This window comes from Streptomyces sp. NPDC107528, from assembly GCF_055639295.1.
In genome coordinates this window covers 758170-777429 of sequence record NZ_JBVKAV010000002.1, presented here as the reverse complement: position 1 = coordinate 777429, position 19260 = coordinate 758170, and the positions used below count along the sequence as shown (strand labels likewise).

General features: G+C 69.0%; 14 protein-coding genes and 1 tRNA gene. 10 read left to right on the top strand and 5 right to left on the bottom strand.

Going from position 1 to position 19260, the window contains the following annotated elements:
- Positions 1 to 7: 7 nt before the first annotated feature.
- On the bottom strand, positions 8 to 142 hold the full coding sequence (locus ACZ7L5_RS08565) for an SPW_0924 family protein (RefSeq protein WP_328882332.1): 135 nt from the start codon (positions 140 to 142) through the stop codon (positions 8 to 10).
- A gap of 204 nt (positions 143 to 346) precedes the next feature.
- Positions 347 to 2095, bottom strand: a complete 1749-nt coding sequence (locus ACZ7L5_RS08560; protein WP_471515442.1) for a lytic transglycosylase domain-containing protein — start codon at positions 2093 to 2095, stop codon at positions 347 to 349.
- Between the two features lie 328 nt (positions 2096 to 2423).
- Here ACZ7L5_RS08560 and ACZ7L5_RS08555 point away from each other — a divergent pair, with 328 nt between their 5' ends.
- Positions 2424 to 3290 (top strand): DUF4184 family protein, encoded by an 867-nt coding sequence (locus ACZ7L5_RS08555; protein ID WP_365064058.1) that lies wholly within the window; start codon positions 2424 to 2426, stop codon positions 3288 to 3290.
- Between the two features lie 524 nt (positions 3291 to 3814).
- Here the strand turns inward: ACZ7L5_RS08555 and polA are convergent.
- Complete coding sequence (gene polA, locus ACZ7L5_RS08550; RefSeq protein WP_471515440.1) at positions 3815 to 6541, bottom strand: DNA polymerase I; 2727 nt, start codon at positions 6539 to 6541, stop codon at positions 3815 to 3817.
- A 169-nt stretch (positions 6542 to 6710) separates the two neighbouring features.
- Here polA and ACZ7L5_RS08545 point away from each other — a divergent pair, with 169 nt between their 5' ends.
- The 7 genes from ACZ7L5_RS08545 (at position 6711) to ACZ7L5_RS08515 (ending at position 15955) form a co-directional block, all read left to right on the top strand.
- Entirely contained in the window at positions 6711 to 8990 is a 2280-nt protein-coding gene (locus ACZ7L5_RS08545; RefSeq protein WP_471515438.1) for an FdhF/YdeP family oxidoreductase, read from the top strand.
- Positions 8991 to 9036: 46 nt separating this feature from the next.
- Positions 9037 to 9525 carry a PaaI family thioesterase gene (locus tag ACZ7L5_RS08540; RefSeq protein ID WP_328428441.1) on the top strand — a complete coding sequence of 163 codons (489 nt, stop codon included), beginning with the start codon at positions 9037 to 9039 and terminating at the stop codon, positions 9523 to 9525.
- Positions 9526 to 10249: 724 nt separating this feature from the next.
- Entirely contained in the window at positions 10250 to 11479 is a 1230-nt protein-coding gene (locus ACZ7L5_RS08535) for a branched-chain amino acid ABC transporter substrate-binding protein (protein ID WP_467483018.1), read from the top strand.
- Positions 11480 to 11593: 114 nt separating this feature from the next.
- Positions 11594 to 12523, top strand: coding sequence for a branched-chain amino acid ABC transporter permease (locus ACZ7L5_RS08530; protein ID WP_471515435.1), 930 nt, complete (start codon positions 11594 to 11596; stop codon positions 12521 to 12523).
- Positions 12524 to 12546: 23 nt separating this feature from the next.
- The gene (locus tag ACZ7L5_RS08525) at positions 12547 to 14358 is read left to right on the top strand and encodes a branched-chain amino acid ABC transporter permease (protein ID WP_471515872.1); all 1812 of its coding nucleotides are present in this window, start codon (positions 12547 to 12549) and stop codon (positions 14356 to 14358) included.
- A gap of 5 nt (positions 14359 to 14363) precedes the next feature.
- Entirely contained in the window at positions 14364 to 15242 is an 879-nt protein-coding gene (locus tag ACZ7L5_RS08520; RefSeq protein WP_406204365.1) for an ABC transporter ATP-binding protein, read from the top strand.
- On the top strand, positions 15239 to 15955 hold the full coding sequence (locus ACZ7L5_RS08515) for an ABC transporter ATP-binding protein (protein ID WP_328882325.1): 717 nt from the start codon (positions 15239 to 15241) through the stop codon (positions 15953 to 15955). Before ACZ7L5_RS08520 ends, ACZ7L5_RS08515 begins: the two co-directional genes overlap by 4 nt.
- Before the next feature lie 89 nt (positions 15956 to 16044).
- On the opposite strand, the gene ACZ7L5_RS08510 is transcribed toward ACZ7L5_RS08515, so the two are convergent.
- Entirely contained in the window at positions 16045 to 16701 is a 657-nt protein-coding gene (locus tag ACZ7L5_RS08510; RefSeq protein WP_328882324.1) for an ANTAR domain-containing response regulator, read from the bottom strand.
- A 104-nt stretch (positions 16702 to 16805) separates the two neighbouring features.
- Here ACZ7L5_RS08510 and ACZ7L5_RS08505 point away from each other — a divergent pair.
- Positions 16806 to 16889, top strand: a tRNA-Leu gene (locus tag ACZ7L5_RS08505).
- An 86-nt stretch (positions 16890 to 16975) separates the two neighbouring features.
- Positions 16976 to 17764 (top strand): helix-turn-helix domain-containing protein, encoded by a 789-nt coding sequence (locus ACZ7L5_RS08500; protein ID WP_471515432.1) that lies wholly within the window; start codon positions 16976 to 16978, stop codon positions 17762 to 17764.
- 50 nt (positions 17765 to 17814) lie between these two features.
- Here ACZ7L5_RS08500 and pyk read toward each other — a convergent pair whose 3' ends face one another.
- Complete coding sequence (gene pyk / locus ACZ7L5_RS08495) at positions 17815 to 19251, bottom strand: pyruvate kinase (protein ID WP_471515430.1); 1437 nt, start codon at positions 19249 to 19251, stop codon at positions 17815 to 17817.
- Positions 19252 to 19260 lie beyond the last annotated feature (9 nt).

The following is a 19260-nucleotide window of genomic DNA, read 5'->3' as shown; positions in this document are numbered from 1 at the left end:
CGGGCGGTTACGGGTGTGTGGGCACCGTCGTCAGCAGCGGCTTGGGGGATGTCTCACCGGCCGGTGAACCCAGCGCGGTCATCGCGAGGACCAGGGCGAGCGCGGCGACGAGACCGGTCGCTGCGGCGATCAGGGCGCGCATAGGAGCCTCCCGAATCCCGGACTGTGACGTTCCACGGCTGTGAAAATCCGGGACTGTGAAAATCCGCGACTGTGACATCTGATACATCGTCAGGTTCGGCACCGTAGCAACGGGCGGGCGAGATGAGAACACGTTGCGCGCACGAACAAAGGGCGCCCCGTCCGCCGTAGCGGATGAGGCGCCCTTCGGCGGACTTGGCGGTGCCTACGCGCTCGGGCTCGGCGATGCCGGTCCGGATGCGGATTCCGATGCCGACGGCGTCGGGCTGGGTGACGTCTCGGCCGCCGCCACCTTCAGCTCGACGGTCAGGGTCGCGCCGCCCGCGGTGTTGATGCGGAGCAGGAACGTGCCGGTGGTGTCGTCGGCGTACAGCTTCGGCAGCTTGAGCAGGCCCTTGGCGTCCGTCGTCAGGCCGGTCAGGGTGCGCACGGGCTTGCCGTCGGCGTCCTTGAAGTAGGGGCCCTTGTCGTTCTCGGCCGGGTCGTCCGCCGACTTGACGAGCGTGGCGGTGGCCGCGACCTTGTCGGCCACGGCGTCCTTGTAGGTCGCCTTCACCTCGACCTGGTCGACGAACTCGCCGCCGGGGGTGCAGGTCAGCGCGGTGTCGCCGGTGCGGGTCAAGGTGTCGGCGGCGCGCTCGGTGACGGTGGCCTTGTAGTCGAGACCGGCGATCGTGCGGCCGACGACGGTGACGCGGACGACGAACTCGCCGGTGTTCTCGCCCGCCTTGAGCGCGGGCGCCGGCGCCACACCGATGCTGCTGGTGAGGACGGTGGCGTACTTCTCACCGGTGCTGAAGGTCGCGTCGGTGGCGCCGATGATCGTGAAGCGGACCCGGACCTTGGCGACGGCCTTGCCGGCCTTGGTCTCGGCGCGCGCGGAGATCTTCTCGGCGAAGGTGTCGCCCGCCATCGCGCTGAGCCCCGCGGTGCCCGCGTCCTCCAGGTGGTGGACCGTGTCGGTAGGGGTGGGAGGCGTCGTGCCGGGCGGGGTCGTGCTCGGCGGGGGCGGCTCGGGGCTCGGGGAGCCGCCGTTGTCGCCGGGCTTGGGGCTGCTCGGTGCCGTCGGCGTGCTGGGCGCCGACGGCGTGGAGGGCGTCGTCGGTGTCGGGCTCGCGCCCGCCGTGTCGTCGCTGCGGTCCGACGGGACGGTGCCGGTGCCGTCCGGGATCTCGTGAGTGCCCTTGCGGTAGTACTCCAGCCACCTCATGACGAGGTTGAGGTAGTCCTGCGAGTTGTTGTAGCTGAGGATCGCGCGGTCGAGGTCGCCCTGGGTGGACAGGTCCCAGCCGAAGCGGCACAGGTAGTGGCCGGCGGCGAGCGCGGCGTCGTAGATGTTGTTGGGGTCCTTCTTGCCGTCGTCGTTGCCGTCGCGGCCGGCCCACTCCCAGGTCGAGGGAATGAACTGCATGGGTCCGACGGCACGGTCGTACGAGCTGTCCCCGTCGTAGGCGCCGTTGTCGGTGTCGCTGATGTTCGCGAAGCCGTTGCCGTTGAGCTGCGGGCCGAGGATCGGGGAGATCGTGGTGCCGTCGGCCTTGACGCGGCCGCCGCGGGCCTGCCCCGACTCGACCTTGCCGATCGCGGCGAGGAGCTCCCAGGGGAGGTTGCAGCCGGGCTTGGCCTGCTGGAGCGCGGCCTGGGCCCTCTTGTACGCGTCGAGGACGGTCGCGGGGATGCCGGCCTCGGTGACGCCCGGGTCGACAGGGGTGTCCGCGGACGGCGAGGGGTTGGGGCTGTTCAGCGGCGGCAGGTCCGTGTAGTACGGCGAGTTGCCGGTCGCGCTGTCCTCGGCGGATGTGTCCGGGGAGGGCTGGGTGCCGGTGGTGACTCTTCTGCCGGCGTCGTCGGTTATCACTCCCGGAGCCTGGGACGCGGCCAGTGCCGCGACCACGACCGCGGCCACCGTGGTGTTCACCGCCCCCTTGCGGAGCCTGCCGAATTGCGCCGCCATGAAATGGACCCCTCCCGTGGACGCCCGGGCGCCCGACTCTGCCTGCCGGCCGGGCTCGCCGTGCCGAGCCCGCCCCTGTTGTGACGATCGACTCGCCGCGACAGTTGCCCTCGCGGCACGCTTTTAGTCGCTGTTCATCTGTTCGACCGCACGCCCCCGGCGCGGTGACCCAGGCGACACTACGACAACTTCCTTTGCCGGGGCACCCGTTGGTGCCCGATTTTTACCGGTTGGCCACATGCGGTCTGTCCGTCGGATGTCCCTCATACTGGCTTCGCCGACGCCCTGGGCCGACCGGCCCCGCCAACACCCCGCACGAGGAGCCCCGTTGCCGTTCACGCTCAGCCACGCGGCGGCCGTACTGCCCGGCGTACGCACCGACGGAACCGGCCGCCTCGCACTTGTACCGGCCATGCTGGTGGCGGGATCGTTCTCTCCCGACATGACCTATTACGTGGCGAGTGTCCTGCCGGAGGCGATGGAGTTCGGCGATGTCACGCACTCGTTCGCCGGCGTGTTCACCGTCGATGTGGCGATCGCCTGGGCGCTGGTGGGCCTGTGGCTCCTGCTGCGCGAGCCGCTGGTGGCACTGCTGCCGCCCGGGCGACAGGCGCGGGTGGCCACGCTGGTGCGCTGCGGGGCGCCACGCGCGCGTGTACGGCCCTCGTCGGCGCTGCGCTGGTACGTCTCTGCCGTCCTCGGCTCGCTGACGCATGTCGTGTGGGACGCGTTCACCCATCTCGACCGCTGGGGGATGCGGCTCTTTCCCGTCCTGGGCGAGGAGATCGCGGGATCGCCGCTGTACTGGTATCTGCAGTACGGCGGTTCGGCGGTCGCCGCGGTCGCCATCGCCGCATTTGTGATCGTGGCGCTACGGCGGACCGGCGCTGTCGCGCCGGTCGGGGTCCCGGTGCTTTCGGTACGGGACCGGTGGTGGGCCGCGGTGGTGATCGGCGGGATTGCCGCAGTGGCGGCCGTGCAGCGGGCGTCGCGCTGGTGGGCCTACTGGGGATCGACCGCGAAGTACTGGGAGCTGATTCCCACGCTGTGCTTCGGAGCGGGCGCGGGGCTCGTTCTGGGGCTGGTGCTGTACGCCGTGGGCGTCAGGGTGTGGCGTCCGGTCCTGGGCCCTGGCAGTTCGGGTGCGGATGCGGGTGGGGCCGGTCGGGAGACCAGCCGTCCGGGAGCTCGGTGACGGTTTCGGCCGTCGCGACGAACACGGTGACGGTACGGCCCGAGCGGCCGGGGCGCCGGAGTGGGAGTGCGGTGCGGGCGAGGGCCAGGTGGCCGCGGAGGGTTGTCGCCCTGTGCCGCAGGGTTCCCATCAGGTCGACGGGGATGCGGGCGGTGCTTGCGCCGGAGGCGAAGGGTGGGACCGAGGGCCGCGCTGTGGGGGCGTCTTCGGTGTTCGCGTTCGCCGGTGCCGGGGCCGTCCGGCGGTTGAGCGTGCGTATACCCATGCCCGCATCCTTACGGGCATGGGGTGCGAGGAGCGCTTTTGCGGGGGCCACGCGGGTGACGGGTCCCTCCGGGGGTTGGGCCGGGATCCCTGGTGATTGCCGGGTTGCGGTGTTCTCGGGGCTGCGGGTTGGTCGTGGCTGGTCGCGCAGTTCCCCGCGCCCCTTAGGGGCGCGCTGTGGGACCGTCCCTCCAAAGCGTCACCGGGTGCCGGGCAGGGTGCCAATCTGCCCGGCATTGACGGGAGGCCCGCGGCGGCGACTAGTGGGCCGCCGACTCCCAGTCCGGCCCCGCGCCCACCGAGACGCCCAGGGGGACGTTGAGGTGGACGGCGTTGGACATTTCCCGGCGGACCAGTTCCTCGGCCGTCTTGCGCTCGCCCGGGGCGATTTCCAGGACGATTTCGTCGTGGACCTGGAGGAGCATGCGGGAGGTGAGGTTCTCCTCGCGCAGGGCCCGGTCGACGTTGAGCATGGCGATCTTGACGATGTCCGCCGCCGTGCCCTGGATGGGGGCGTTGAGGGCCATGCGCTCGGCCGCCTCGCGGCGCTGGCGGTTGTCGCTGTTGAGGTCGGGGAGGTAGCGGCGGCGGCCGAAGAGCGTCGCCGTGTAGCCCGTCGCCCGTGCCTCGTCGACGGCGCGGCGCAGGTAGTCCCGGACGCCGCCGAAGCGCTCGAAGTAGGCGTCCATCAGCGCGCGGGCCTCGCCGGCGTCGATGTTCAGCTGCTGGGACAGGCCGAAGGCCGACAGCCCGTAGGCCAGGCCGTACGACATCGCCTTGATCTTGCGGCGCATCTCCGCGTCCACCGCGGCGTGCTCCACGGCGAACACCTGCGAGGCGGCCGTGGTGTGCAGGTCCTCGCCCGAGGTGAACGCCTCGATGAGGCCCTCGTCCTCGGAGAGGTGGGCCATCACGCGCAGCTCGATCTGGCTGTAGTCCGCGGTCATCAGGGACTCGAAGCCCTCGCCCACCACGAAGCCCCGGCGGATCGCCCGGCCCTCGTCCGTGCGGACCGGGATGTTCTGCAGGTTCGGGTCGGTCGAGGAGAGGCGGCCGGTGGCCGCGACCGTCTGATTGAAGGTCGTGTGGATACGGCCGTCCGCCGCGATCGTCTTGATCAGGCCCTCGACGGTGACGCGGAGCTTCGCCTGCTCGCGGTGGCGGAGCATGATGACCGGCAGTTCGTTGTCGGTCTGGGTCGCAAGCCACGCCAGGGCGTCGGCGTCCGTCGTGTAGCCCGTCTTCGTCTTCTTCGTCTTGGGCAGGGCGAGTTCGCCGAAGAGGACCTCCTGGAGCTGCTTGGGCGAGCCCAGGTTGAACTCGTGCCCGGCCGCCGCGTGCGCCTCCTTCACGGCCTGCTGCACGGCACCCGCGAACATCTGCTCCATGGCCTCCAGGTGCGCCCGGTCGGCCGCGATGCCGTGCCGCTCCATGCGGGCCAGCAGGGCGGAGGTCGGCAGCTCCATGTCGCGGAGCAGGTCCGCGGCGCCGACCTCCTCCAGACGGCCCTCGAAGGCCGCGCCCAGGTCCAGGACCGCGCGGGCCTGGATCATCAGTGCCTCGGCCTCGGCGCCGTCGTCCGTGCCGAAGGCCAGCTGGCCGTCGGCCGCCGCGGCGGGGACCAGCTCGCGGTGGAGGTACTCCAGGGACAGCGCGTCCAGGTCGAACGAGCGGCGACCCGGCTTGACGAGGTAGGCGGCGAGTGCGGTGTCCATGCGCACGCCGGCGATGCTCCAGCCGTGCTCGGCGAAGACCCGCATCGCGCCCTTGGCGTTGTGGAAGACCTTCGGCTTGTCGGCGTCGGCCAGCCAGGCGCTGAAGGCCTTCTCGTCGGCCTCGTCCAGCTGCGACGGGTCGAACCAGCCGGCCGCGCCGTCGGCCGCGGCGAGGGCGACCTCGGCGACCGAGCCGGTGCCGAGCGCCCAGGCGCCGACGGTGGCCACGCCGAGCGGCTCGCCGCCGTGCTCCGCCAGCCAGGGGGCCAGCTCGCCGGTGCCGAGCACGGCGCCGTCCAGCTCCACGCCCTCGGTCGAGATCGGCGTGGCCTCGGCCTCCTCGGCTCCGGGGTCGACGCCGAAGAGTCGCTCGCGCAGCGACGGGTTACGGATCTCCAGGGTGTCCAGGATCATCGCGACGGCCTTGCGGTCGTACGGCACGCGCGCGACGTCGGCGACGGTCTTGGGCAGCTCGACGCCTCGCTCCAGCTCGGTCAGGCGGCGGTTGAGCTTGACCGACTCCAGGTGGTCGCGCAGGTTCTGCCCGGCCTTGCCCTTGACCTCCTCGACGCGCTCGACCAGCTCGGCGAACGAACCGAACTGGTTGATCCACTTCGCCGCCGTCTTCTCGCCGACGCCCGGGATGCCCGGCAGGTTGTCGGACGGGTCACCGCGCAGGGCCGCGAAGTCGGGGTACTGGGCGGGCGTCAGCGCGTACTTCTCGAAGACCTTCTCCGGGGTGAACCGGGTCAGCTCGGAGACGCCCTTGGTCGGATACAGCACCGTTGTGTGCTCGCTGACCAGCTGGAAGGAGTCCCGGTCGCCGGTGACGATCAGCACCTCGAAGCCTTCGGCCTCGGCCTGGGTGGCGAGCGTGGCGATCACGTCGTCGGCCTCGAAGCCGTCGACGGCGAACCGCGAGACGTGCATCGCGTCGAGCAGTTCGCCGATCAGCTCGACCTGGCCCTTGAACTCGTCCGGGGTCTTGGAGCGGTTCGCCTTGTACTCCGTGAACTCCGCGGAGCGCCAGGTCTTGCGGGACACGTCGAAGGCCACCGCGAAGTGCGTGGGCGCCTCGTCGCGCAGCGTGTTGGCCAGCATCGACGCGAAGCCGTAGATCGCGTTCGTCGGCTGGCCCGTCGCGGTCGTGAAGTTCTCCGCGGGCAGCGCGAAGAACGCACGGTAGGCCAGCGAGTGCCCGTCCATGAGCATCAGGCGGGGCCGGCTGCCGCCGGGGTTGGTCTCGGTCTGCTTCGCTGCTGTCTCTGCCACGTCCCCGATCCTGCCACGCCCCACTGACAGTCGGTCCCCATCGGGGGGTGCGGCTCCCGGGAGGGGGCGGGTGGGTCCGGACCGGGGCCGGGACCCCCGCCCGCGTTGTCCGTCCCGCGTGCGAGGATCGGAGATGTACCTCACACGTGTACACAAAGGAGAACGCGCGATGGCCACCAAGCCGCCCAAGGGTGATCCGGTTCAGGACGCGCCCCAGGTCGCCGAGCCGAAGCATGCGGCGGCGGGGCTCCCGGCCATCGGGCACACCTTGCGGATCGCGCAGCAGCAGATGGGCGTGAAGCGCACCATGCTGACGCTGCTGAACGTCAACCAGAAGAACGGCTTCGACTGCCCGGGCTGCGCGTGGCCGGAGCCGGACCACCGGCACAAGGCGGAGTTCTGTGAGAACGGCGCCAAGGCGGTGGCCGAGGAGGCCACCCTGCGCCGGGTCACCCCGGAGTTCTTCGCCGCCCACTCCGTCGCCGATCTCGCGACCAGGAGCGGTTACTGGCTGGGGCAGCAGGGGCGGCTCACGCACCCCGTGTACCTCCCGGAAGGGGGCACGCACTACGAGCCGGTGACCTGGGAGCGCGCCTTCGACATCATCGGCGAGGAGATCACCGCTCTCGGCTCCCCCGACGAGGCCGTCTTCTACACCTCGGGACGCACCAGCAACGAGGCCGCGTTCCTCTATCAGCTCTTCGCGCGCGAGCTCGGCACCAACAACCTGCCCGACTGCTCGAACATGTGCCACGAGTCGTCCGGGTCGGCGCTGAACGAGACCATCGGCATCGGCAAGGGCAGCGTCCTGCTGGAGGACCTCTACAAGGCCGACCTGATCATCGTCGCCGGGCAGAACCCGGGTACGAACCACCCGCGCATGCTCTCCGCCCTGGAGAAGGCCAAGACCAACGGCGCGAAGATCATCAGCGTCAACCCGCTGCCCGAGGCCGGCCTGGAGCGCTTCAAGAACCCGCAGACCCCGCAGGGCATGCTCAAGGGCGCCGCTCTCACCGACCTGTTCCTGCAGATCCGCATCGGCGGCGACCAGGCCCTGTTCCGCCTCCTCAACAAGCTGATCCTTCAGACGCAGGGCGCCGTCGACGAGGAGTTCGTCCGCGAACACACCCACGGCTACGAGGAGTTCGCCGCGGCCGCCCGTGCCGCCGACTGGGACGAGACCCTGACGGCGACCGGCCTCACGCGCGCGGAGATCGAGGAGGCCATGGCCATGGTCCTCGCCTCGCAGCGCACCATCGTCTGCTGGGCCATGGGCCTCACCCAGCACAAGCACTCCGTGCCCACCATCCGCGAGGTCGTCAACTTCCTTCTGCTGCGCGGCAACATCGGCCGCCCGGGCGCGGGCGTGTGCCCGGTGCGCGGTCACTCGAACGTGCAGGGCGACCGCACGATGGGCATCTTCGAGCGGCCCGCCCCGGCCTTCCTGGACGCTTTGGAGAAGGAGTTCGGCTTCGCTCCCCCGCGCGAGCACGGCTACGACGTCGTACGGGCCATCCGCGCCCTGCGGGACGGCGAGGCGAAGGTCTTCTTCGCCATGGGCGGCAACTTCGTGTCCGCGACCCCGGACACCGACGTCACCGAGGCCGCCATGCGGCGCGCCCGGCTGACCGTGCATGTGTCGACGAAGCTCAACCGCTCGCACGCCGTCACGGGCGCGCGTGCCCTGATCCTGCCCACCCTCGGCCGGACCGAGCGCGACCTCCAGGGCAGCGGCGAGCAGTTCGTGACGGTCGAGGACTCCATGGGCATGGTGCACGCCTCACGGGGCCGCCTGGAGCCCGCGAGCGCGCATCTGCTGTCGGAGCCGGCGATCGTGTGCCGCCTGGCACGCCGCGTGCTGGGCGAGGGCAGCGCCACCCCCTGGGAGGAGTTCGAGAAGGACTACGCGACGATCCGGGACCGTATCGCCCGCGTGATCCCCGGCTTCGAGGACTTCAACGCGCGCGTGGCCCACCCCGGCGGCTTCACGCTCCCCCACGCGCCCCGCGACGAGCGCCGCTTCCCGACGGCGACGGGCAAGGCCAACTTCACGGCGGCTCCGATCGAGTACCCGACGGTGCCCGAGGGACGGCTGCTGCTGCAGACCCTGCGTTCGCACGACCAGTACAACACCACGATCTACGGCCTCGACGACCGTTACCGGGGCATCACGAACGGCCGCCGGGTCGTGATGATCAACCCTGAGGACGCACAGCGGCTGGGCATCGCCGACGGCTCGTACGTCGACCTGGTGAGCGAGTGGAAGGACGGGGTCGAGCGGCGGGCGCCCGGCTTCCGTGTCGTCCACTATCCGACGGCCCGAGGCTGCGCGGCGGCGTACTACCCGGAGACCAACGTCCTCGTCCCGCTGGATGCCACCGCGGACACCAGCAACACCCCGGCCAGCAAGTCCGTGATCGTACGTCTGGAACAATCGGCGACCGACTGAGCGTTTGCTCAGTCGACGCACACCACGACGAACGGAGCCGGGCCCCATGGGCGAGCAGCAGCACGTGAAGTTCCCGCAAGAGGTCATCGACGAGTACGCCGCACTCGGCGTCGACCTGCCCGCCCTGTTCTCCGCCGGGCACCTCGGGACGCGCATGGGTGTCCAGATCGTGGAAGCGTCCGCCGAGCGGGTCGTGGGGACCATGCCGGTGGAGGGGAACACCCAGCCGTACGGGCTGCTGCACGGCGGCGCGTCCGCGGTGCTCGCCGAGACGCTGGGGTCGGTGGGCTCGATGCTGCACGCCGGCAGCTCCAAGATCGCGGTCGGCGTCGACCTCAACTGCACCCACCACCGCGGTGCCCGTGCCGGCCTCGTCACCGGCGTGGCCACACCCCTGCACCGGGGCCGCTCGACGGCGACGTACGAGATCGTGATCAGCGACGAGGCCGGGCGGCGTGTGTGCAGCGCCCGGCTGACCTGCCTGCTGCGGGACGTGAACCCGAGCGACGGCGAGCAGCTCCGGGCGATGGGCTGAGCCGACTCCGGCAGCCTCTTGCGGCAACTCCCTTGCGGGCAGCGCCCTTTGCCGCCCCGCCCGGCGACCGGCACCCCTCGGTGCCGGTCCACGCCGCAAACAACACCCTTGCACCACCCCGCCGTTGAACCCGGACGCCCGGCGGCCTAACGTCAAGGCATGACGTCGGGAGGGGCCCCCGGGAGCGGGGCGGCGCCCGGACTCCCGCTCTCGGCCGCCGGGTTGATGGCCGAAGGCGGTGAGCCCGGCAATGCCCAATTCCATTTTCGTGCCCCATACACGAAAACAGCCGAAGAACTCCGCCCTACTTTCCCGGCTGTAACTCTGCGTAATACGACTGCAATACAGGCCCCCACTTCTCCCGCAGCGCGCACCCTTCCCACACGTCCGCAGAGACCCTTGGGTAGCCTTCGGCAACGATCCGGGTAATCACCAAAACCTGTGAACACTCGTGAAGATGCTACGCGCGAACGCTGCAAGTTCTCACTATGTGGACAGGGCGAATCGGCCGGAAATCCACACTTCCCCCCACGGAGTACCGCTCTGCGTTACCCCGTGTCATAACAAGAGCGTCACAGCCTTGGTCAGAGCCTCCTCCATGTTCCCCACCCGCGCTTAGAGTCACGGCCAGTCACGGCGCCATCGGATTCGAACTCACTTCGACCCAGCGCTCGACTCGGCGAGTTCCATGGGGGGCCGCCGTGCCAGGGAAAGGACCTGATTCGTGCGTCAACGTTCGATCATCGCCATAACCGCCGCGCTTGCGGCGGGATCGCTGACTCTCACGGCTTGTGGGTCGCGTGACGACGACGGCGGCAGCAGCAACGGCGACAAGACCACTGTGGTGATCGGTGTCGACGCCCCGCTGACCGGCGACCTGTCGGCGCTCGGCCTCGGCATCAAGAATTCCGCCGACCTGGCCGCCAAGACGGCCAACAAGAAGGAATTCGTCAAGGGCGTCGAGTTCAAGATCGAGGCTCTCGACGACCAGGCGCAGCCGTCCGTCGGCCAGCAGAACGCCCAGAAGTTCATCAGCAACAAGGACGTCCTGGGCGTCGTCGGCCCGCTGAACTCCAGCGTCTCGCAGCAGATGCAGAAGCCGCTCAACGACGCCGGCCTGACCCAGGTCTCCCCCGCCAACACGGGTACCGAGCTGACCCAGGGCGACGGCTGGAAGACGGGCGACTCGGTCCGCCAGTTCAAGACGTTCTTCCGCACGGCAACCACGGACGAGATCCAGGGCGCCTTCGCGGCCGACTACCTGTACAACCAGGCCAAGATCAAGAAGGTCTACCTGATCGACGATCAGAAGACCTACGGCGCCGGCCTCGCTGCCTCCTTCAAGACGAACTTCACCAAGTTCGGCGGCAAGATCGTGGGCACCGACCACATCAACCCCGACGACCGTGACTTCAACGCCGTGGTCGCCAAGATCAAGAAGACCGGCGCCGAGGCCCTCTACTACGGCGGCGAGTACCCGGCCGCCGGCCCGCTGAGCCAGCAGCTCAAGGACAGCGGCCAGAACATCCCGCTCATGGGCGGCGACGGCATCTACTCCGGCGAGTTCCCGAAGCTGAACAAGAAGGCCGAGGGCGACCTCGCCACCTCCGTGGGCAAGCCGGTCGAGCAGCTCGACTCCGCCAAGGCGTTCATCAAGGACTACGAGGCGGCCGGCTACGAGGACGCCTACGAGGCGTACGGCGGCCTCACCTACGACGCCACCTGGTCGATCATCGAGGCCGTCAAGCTGGCGGTCGAGGGCAACGACGGCAAGGTCCCGTCCGACGGCCGCAAGGCGGTCCTGGACGCCATGGCGAAGGTCAAGTTCGACGGCGTCACCGGCACCATCTCCTTCGACGAGTTCGGTGACACCACGAACCACACGATGACCGCGTACAAGGTCAAGAGCAACGCGTGGGCGCCGGAGTTCAGCGGCGAGCCCAAGCTGGGCTGAGCAGGGGACGAGTAAACAGCACTCCACAAACACACATTGATCCAGGCCGCGCGGGATCGCCCATCAGCGCTCCCGCGCGGCGCCATATCCGAACCACTCCACGGAGGCCCTGCGGTGAACGAACTGCCGCAACAGCTGGCCAATGGACTCATCCTCGGCGCGATGTACGGACTCATCGCGATCGGCTACACGATGGTCTACGGCATCGTCCAGCTCATCAACTTCGCCCACGGCGAGATCTTCATGGTCGGGGGCTTCGGGGCCCTCACCGTCTGGTTGGTACTCCCCGAGGGCTTCGGCCTCGGGGCAGCAGTCCCCCTCATGATCATTGGCGGCGTCCTCGTATCGGTCGCCGTCGGCACCGCGGCGGAACGCTTCGCCTACCGGCCACTGCGCACCGCGCCACGGCTGGCACCCCTCATCACCGCCATCGGCCTGTCCATCGTCCTGCAGCAGGCCGTGTGGATGTGGTACCCGGACGCGAAGAAGGACCACCCCTTCCCGCAGTTCCACGGCGGTCCCGTCGAAATACTCGGCGCCAACATCCAGCGCGGTGACCTCTTCGTCCTCATAGCCGCCCCGCTGTGCATGCTCGCCCTCGGCCTGTTCGTCACCAAGACGCGCTCCGGCCGCGGCATGCAGGCCACCGCTCAGGACCCGGACACGGCCAAGCTGATGGGCATCAACACCGACCGCATCATCGTCATGGCGTTCGCCATCGGTGCCGCGTTCGCCGCCGTCGCCGCCGTCGCCTATGGCCTGAAGAACGGCCAGGTCGGCTTCCGCATGGGCTTCCTGATGGGCCTCAAGGCCTTCACGGCGGCCGTGCTCGGCGGTATCGGCAACATCTACGGCGCCATGCTCGGCGGCATCGTCCTCGGCGTCGCCGAGTCCCTCGCCACCGGCTACGTCGGCGACATCCCCGGCATGGACCTCTTCGGCGGCGGCGCCTGGAAGGACGTGTGGGCGTTCGCTCTGCTCATCCTCGTACTGCTGTTCAGGCCACAAGGTCTGCTCGGCGAACGCGTCGCGGATCGGGCGTGATACCCATGACCACCGAGATCCCCATGGACAAGACCACCGACACCGCCAAGGTGTCCACCGCTGCGGCCGCCTCGCTCATACCGCTGCCGGAGGTCGCGGCACGCGCGCTCACCGTCGCCGGCTCCGCCGTCGCCCTCGTGGGCACCTTCCTCGCCTGGACCTGGACCGAGGAGTTCCCGGGCAACCTGACCGTCACCGGCTACCCGGGCGGCCTTCAGGTCCTCACCCTCGTCGGCTCCCTGCTCACCCTGCTGTTCGCCCTCTCCGGCTACGGCATCCGTGGCCTGCGCTGGCTCACCCCCGGCGGCAAGAACAGCCCCGTCCTGCTCGCCGCTCTCGGCGTGTTCGGCACCACGGGCTACTCGATCGGCGCGATCACCCAGGAGCTCGGCGGCCTGGTCAACCTGGAGCCGGGTGCCTGGGTGGCCGGCATCGGCGCCCTCATCGCCGTGATCGGCGCCCTCGGCCTCCCGGTCGACCAGCCCTACGGCGCCGCGGACCCGACCCCGAACCTCTGGGGCCGTATCCGCCACTCGCTCACCGCGCCCGATCCCGGCCGTGCCAAGGACCTGCCCTCCTGGGTGGAGATCCTGATCATCGCCGCGGGCTTCGGCGTCGGCATGTACGTCTTCGCGTACGGCATCGGCACCGAGTACTCCGAGCTGTTCATCGGCTTCCTGATCGTCACGGCGTTCGGCTTCACCGCGGTGACCCGCGCGGGCCTGCTCAAGCGGCTCTCGGCGCTCACCGCCAAGCACCGCAACGTGGCCATGACGGCGGCCTTCGTCGCGGCGATCTGCTTCCCCTTCACCCAGACCAACGACCAGTTCGCCCTCATCGGCGCGAACATCCTGATCTTCGCCACGGTCGCGCTGGGCCTCAACGTCGTCGTCGGCCTCGCCGGCCTGCTCGACCTCGGTTACGTCGCCTTCCTCGGCGTCGGCGCCTACGCCGCCGCCCTGGTCTCCGGCTCCCCGCAGTCGAGCATCGGCGTCGAGTTCCCGTTCTGGGCCGCCGTTCTCACCGGCGCCGCCGCCTCGCTGATCTTCGGCGTGGTGATCGGTGCCCCGACCCTGCGGCTGCGCGGCGACTACCTCGCCATCGTGACGCTCGGCTTCGGTGAGATCTTCCGCATCACCATGAACAACCTGAACGGCAACAGCGGACCGGACGTCACCAACGGCTCCAACGGCATCCCCAACATCCCGGACCTGGAGATCTTCGGGTTCAACCTCGGGCTGCCGCACAACGTCCTGGGCACCGAACTCACCCGGTCCGGCAACTACTACCTGCTGATGCTGGCGTGCACGGCGATCGTGGTCCTGGTCTTCCGCCGCTCTGCGGAGTCCCGCATCGGCCGCGCGTGGGTCGCCATCCGCGAGGACGAGACCGCCGCAACCGCGATGGGCATCAACGGCTTCCGCCTGAAGCTCCTCGCGTTCGCGCTCGGTGCTTCCCTCGCCGGCCTCGCCGGCACCGTCCAGGCGCACGTGTCGTACAGCGTCACGCCCGAGCAGTACCAGTTCGCCGGCTCCGTGCCGCCGAACTCGGCCTTCCTGCTCGCCGCCGTCATCCTCGGCGGCATGGGCACCATCAGCGGCCCGCTGATCGGCGCCGCGCTGCTCTACCTGATCCCGGCCAAGCTGCAGTTCATGGCGGAGTACCAGCTGCTGCTCTTCGGCATCGCGCTGATGCTGCTGATGCGCTTCCGCCCCGAGGGCCTGGTCGCCGACCGCAGGAAGCAGCTCGAATTCCACGAGACCGGACAGCTCGACGTACCGGAGGACAAGCCATTGCCCGAAGGCGCGACCGGCGTCGCGAAGGCAGGGGCGTGACCGCCATGACCACCACCACGACCGCACCCACCAGCACGACGGTGCTCGACGCCACCGGCGTCACGATGCGCTTCGGCGGTCTGACCGCCGTGCGCGACGTGAACCTCACCGTCAACACCGGCGAGATCGTCGGCCTCATCGGCCCCAACGGCGCCGGCAAGACGACCTTCTTCAACTGCCTCACCGGCCTGTACATCCCGACCGAGGGCAAGGTCGCCTACAAGGGCACCGTCCTGCCGCCCAAGCCGCACCTGGTCACCCAGGCCGGCATCGCCCGTACTTTCCAGAACATCCGGCTCTTCGCCAACATGACCGTTCTGGAGAACGTGCTGGTCGGACGGCACACCCGCACCAAGGAAGGCCTCTGGTCGGCCCTGTTGCGGCTGCCCGGCTTCAAGAAGGCCGAGGACGCGTCCCGGGCCCGGGCCATGGAACTCCTGGAGTTCACCGGTCTCGCCGCCAAGGCCGACCACCTCGCCCGCAACCTGCCCTACGGCGAGCAGCGCAAGCTGGAGATCGCCCGGGCCCTTGCGAGCGAGCCCGGTCTGCTCCTCCTCGACGAGCCCACCGCCGGTATGAACCCGCAGGAGACCCGGGCGGCCGAGGAGCTGATCTTCGCCATCCGGGACCAGGGCATCGCCGTCCTCGTCATCGAGCACGACATCCGGTTCATCATGAACCTGTGTGACCGGGTCGCCGTGCTGGTCCAGGGCGAGAAGATCGTCGAGGGCCCCGCGGAGGTCGTCCAGGCCGACGAGCGCGTCATCGCCGCCTACCTCGGTACGCCCTTCGAGGGCGAGCCGGGCAAGGAGGAGGTCGCCGAGGTCGAGGCCGCGGAGGCCGGCGCCGAGGCGCAGAGCAGCACGGAAGGGGACGACAAGTGACCGCACTGCTGGAGGTCGAGGACCTCAGGGTCGCCTACGGCAAGATCGAGGCCGTCAAGGGCATCTCGTTCAAGGTGGAAGCGGGCGAGGTCGTCACCCTCATCGGCACCAACGGCGCCGGCAAGACCACGACCCTGCGCACGCTGTCGGGTCTGCTCCAGCCGCTGTCCGGTGAGATCAAGTTCGACGGCAAGTCGCTGAAGAAGGTCCCCGCCCACAAGGTCGTCTCGCTGGGGCTCGCCCACTCCCCCGAGGGGCGGCACATCTTCCCCCGCATGACGATCGAGGACAACCTCCGTCTCGGCGCGTTCCTGCGCACCGACAAGGAGGCCATCGAGAAGGACATCAAGCGCGCCTACGACCTGTTCCCCATCCTCGGAGAGCGCCGCAAGCAGGCCGCGGGCACCCTCTCCGGCGGTGAGCAGCAGATGCTCGCCATGGGACGGGCGCTGATGTCCCGGCCGAAGCTGCTCATGCTGGACGAGCCCTCCATGGGCCTCTCCCCCATCATGATGCAGAAGATCATGGCGACCATTCAGGAGCTCAAGTCCCAGGGCACCACCATCCTGCTCATCGAGCAGAACGCCCAGGCCGCGCTCTCCCTGGCCGACCACGGGCACGTCATGGAGGTCGGCAAGATCGTCCTCTCCGGCAGCGGACAGGACCTGCTGCACGACGAGTCGGTGCGCAAGGCGTACCTGGGCGAGGACTGATCGCCCGGCCCGCATGAGTCGAGGCCCGTGCCCCCCGGTCAGGGGCACGGGCCTCACTCTTTGCTGCTTCAGTGTGCCGCTTCGGTACGTCAGCCCTTGGCGGCCTTCTTCTCGTCGGCGTCCTGGATGACGGCCTCGGCGACCTGCTGCATCGACATCCGGCGGTCCATGGAGGTCTTCTGGATCCACCGGAAGGCGGCGGGCTCGGTCAGCCCGTACTGGGTCTGGAGGATGGACTTGGCCCGGTCCACGAGCTTGCGCGTCTCCAGGCGCAGGGTGAGGTCGGCGACCTCCTTCTCAAGCTCCTTCAGCTCGGTGAACCGCGAGACGGCCATCTCGATCGCCGGCACGACGTCGCTCTTGCTGAACGGCTTGACCAGGTACGCCATGGCACCGGCGTCCCGGGCCCGCTCGACGAGGTCGCGCTGCGAGAACGCGGTCAGCATCAGCACCGGGGCGATGCTCTCCTCGGCGATCTTCTCGGCCGCCGAAATGCCGTCCAGCTTCGGCATCTTCACATCGAGGATGACGAGGTCGGGCCTGTGCTCGCGGGCCAGTTCGACGGCCTGCTCACCGTCTCCGGCCTCACCGACGACGGTGTACCCCTCTTCTTCGAGCATCTCTTTGAGATCGAGCCGGATCAGCGCCTCGTCCTCGGCGATGACGACACGGGTCGTCAGCGGAGGCACGTGCGACTTGTCGTCGTCGGGCGCGTCTACGGGCTGGGGCGACTCGGGGGCGGTCACGGGGGCTCCTTGTTGCGGGCCGGGCAGGTGCAGCTGCCTATGCAGCCTACCTAGAGGCGGGGAGCTGCGGTGACCCGGTACACTTCCCGACAGCTCACCAACCTGCCCGGTTGGAGGAACTGGTCAGACTCGCGGCACTCAAAATGCCGTGCCCTTTGGGCATGTGGGTTCGAATCCCACACCGGGCACCTCAGGAAGAAAGCGGATGCTCACGTTCTCGTGAACATCCGCTTTTTCATGCCCACGGTTACGATCAGTGACACAGAGTGCCCGCATGAACTTTCACAGCACCGAAGTGCGACAGAAGGCACTCACACTCCTGCGCGGCGGCTCCAGGAACGCAGAGGTCGCTCGTATGCTCAACGTCCCGCCGGGCACCATCGCATATTGGAAGAACCTGGACCGGGCGAAACGCGGCGAGTGCCCAGGAAAGCATGATCCTGAGTGCCCGCGATGCGATGGCCGAACCCTCGACGCAGTGGCGTACAGCTACCTGCTCGGTCTCTACCTGGGCGACGGCCACATCAGTCACTACTCCGAGCACCGCGTGCCCAACCTCATGATCACGTGCGACGAATCCTGGCCCGGCCTGATGGGCGCCTGCGAGGAGGCCATGCGCGCGGTCTTCCCCGACAACTCTGTCTGCCGCGTCCGCAAAACCGGCTGTCGCAACGTGAAGGTCTACTCGAAGCACCTGCACTGCCTGTTCCCTCAGCACGGCCCTGGCAGGAAGCACGAGCGTGCCATCACTCTCGAGCCATGGCAGCAGGCGATCATCGACGCTCACCCTTGGGAGTTCATCCGCGGCCTCATCCACTCGGACGGCTGCCGTATCACCAACTGGACGACCCGCATGGTCGGTGGCGAGCGCAAGCGCTACGAGTATCCCCGCTACATGTTCACCAACGTCTCCGCCGACATCCTCCGCCTCTACACCGACACCCTCGACAGACTCGGTATCGAGTGGACGCACTGCACCCGGCACGGCAACCCGTACAACATCTCCGTCGCCCGCAAAGCTTCTGTCGCCCTAATGGACGCCCAGGTAGGCCCCAAGCACTGACCCAACAGCAAAGGGCCCCTCCTCAAAGCTGAAAAGGGGCCCTCACCCCCCTACTTCGGACTGTCGTCCTCCCCGATGTGATGCACCCGCACCATGTTCGTGGAACCAGAAACCCCGGGCGGCGAGCCGGCCGTGATGACCACCGTGTCGCCCTTCTTACAGCGGCCGTACTTCAGCAACAGCTCATCCACCTGATCGACCATCGCATCCGTCGACTCCACGTGCGGCCCGAGGAACGTCTCCACACCCCACGTCAGATTCAGCTGGGAACGCGTGGCCGGCTCCGGCGTGAACGCCAGCAGCGGGATCGGTGAGCGGTAGCGGGACAGGCGGCGGGCCGTGTCGCCCGACTGGGTGAAAGCGACCAGGAAACGGGCGCCGAGGAAGTCGCCGATCTCGGCGGCGGCGCGGGCCACCGCGCCCGGCTGGGTGCGGGGCTTGTTCCGGTCGGTCAACGGCGGCAGGCCCTTTGCCAGGATGTCCTCCTCGGCCGCCTCGACGATCTTCGCCATCGTCCGGACGGTCTCGATCGGGTACTTGCCGACGCTCGTCTCGCCGGACAGCATCACCGCGTCCGTGCCGTCGATGACCGCGTTGGCCACGTCGCTGGCCTCGGCGCGGGTCGGGCGGGAGTTGTCGATCATCGAGTCGAGCATCTGGGTGGCGACGATGACCGGCTTGGCGTTGCGCTTGGCCAGCTTGATGGCGCGCTTCTGGACGATCGGGACCTGCTCCAGCGGCATCTCCACGCCCAGGTCACCGCGGGCGACCATGATGCCGTCGAAGGCGGCCACGATGTCGTCGATCGCCTCCACCGCCTGCGGCTTCTCCACCTTGGCGATCACCGGGAGGCGGCGGCCCTCCTCGTCCATGATGCGGTGGACGTCCTCGATGTCCCGTCCGGAGCGGACGAAGGAGAGCGCGATGACGTCGAAGCCGGTGCGCAGGGCCCAGCGCAGGTCGGCCTCGTCCTTCTCCGAGAGGGCCGGCACGGACACGGCGACACCCGGGAGGTTCAGGCCCTTGTGGTCGGAGACCATGCCGCCTTCGACGACGGTGGTGTTCACACGCGGGCCGTCGACGGAAGTGACCTCCAGGCACACCTTGCCGTCGTCGACGAGGATGCGTTCGCCGGGGATGACGTCCGCGGCGAGGCCGGCGTAGGTGGTCCCGCACTGCTGGCGGTCACCCTCGGCGCCCTCCTCGACGGTGATGGTGAAGGTGTCCCCGCGTTCAAGGAGTACGGGTCCTTCGGTGAAGCGGCCGAGGCGGATCTTCGGGCCTTGAAGGTCGGCGAGGACACCGACGCTGCGGCCGGTCTCGTCGGAGGCCTTCCGCACGCGCTCGTAGCGCTCCTCGTGATCGGCGTGGCCGCCGTGGCTGAGGTTGAATCGGGCGACGTCCATTCCGGCATCGACCAGTGCCTTTATCTGGTCGTACGAGTCGGTGGCGGGGCCCAGGGTGCAGACGATTTTCGCTCGGCGCATGTTTCGACT

What these genes read in the sequence shown, in the direction of transcription:
- ACZ7L5_RS08565 (WP_328882332.1), bottom strand. Translation starts at nt 142, where the DNA reads ATGCGCGCCCTGATCGCCGCAGCGACCGGTCTCGTCGCCGCGCTCGCC.
- ACZ7L5_RS08560 (WP_471515442.1), bottom strand. Translation starts at nt 2,095, where the DNA reads ATGGCGGCGCAATTCGGCAGGCTCCGCAAGGGGGCGGTGAACACCACG.
- ACZ7L5_RS08545 (WP_471515438.1), top strand. Translation starts at nt 6,711, where the DNA reads ATGGCCACCAAGCCGCCCAAGGGTGATCCGGTTCAGGACGCGCCCCAG.
- ACZ7L5_RS08540 (WP_328428441.1), top strand. Translation starts at nt 9,037, where the DNA reads ATGGGCGAGCAGCAGCACGTGAAGTTCCCGCAAGAGGTCATCGACGAG.
- ACZ7L5_RS08525 (WP_471515872.1), top strand. Translation starts at nt 12,547, where the DNA reads ATGGACAAGACCACCGACACCGCCAAGGTGTCCACCGCTGCGGCCGCC.
- ACZ7L5_RS08520 (WP_406204365.1), top strand. Translation starts at nt 14,364, where the DNA reads ATGACCACCACCACGACCGCACCCACCAGCACGACGGTGCTCGACGCC.
- ACZ7L5_RS08500 (WP_471515432.1), top strand. Translation starts at nt 16,976, where the DNA reads ATGAACTTTCACAGCACCGAAGTGCGACAGAAGGCACTCACACTCCTG.
- pyk (WP_471515430.1), bottom strand. Translation starts at nt 19,251, where the DNA reads ATGCGCCGAGCGAAAATCGTCTGCACCCTGGGCCCCGCCACCGACTCG.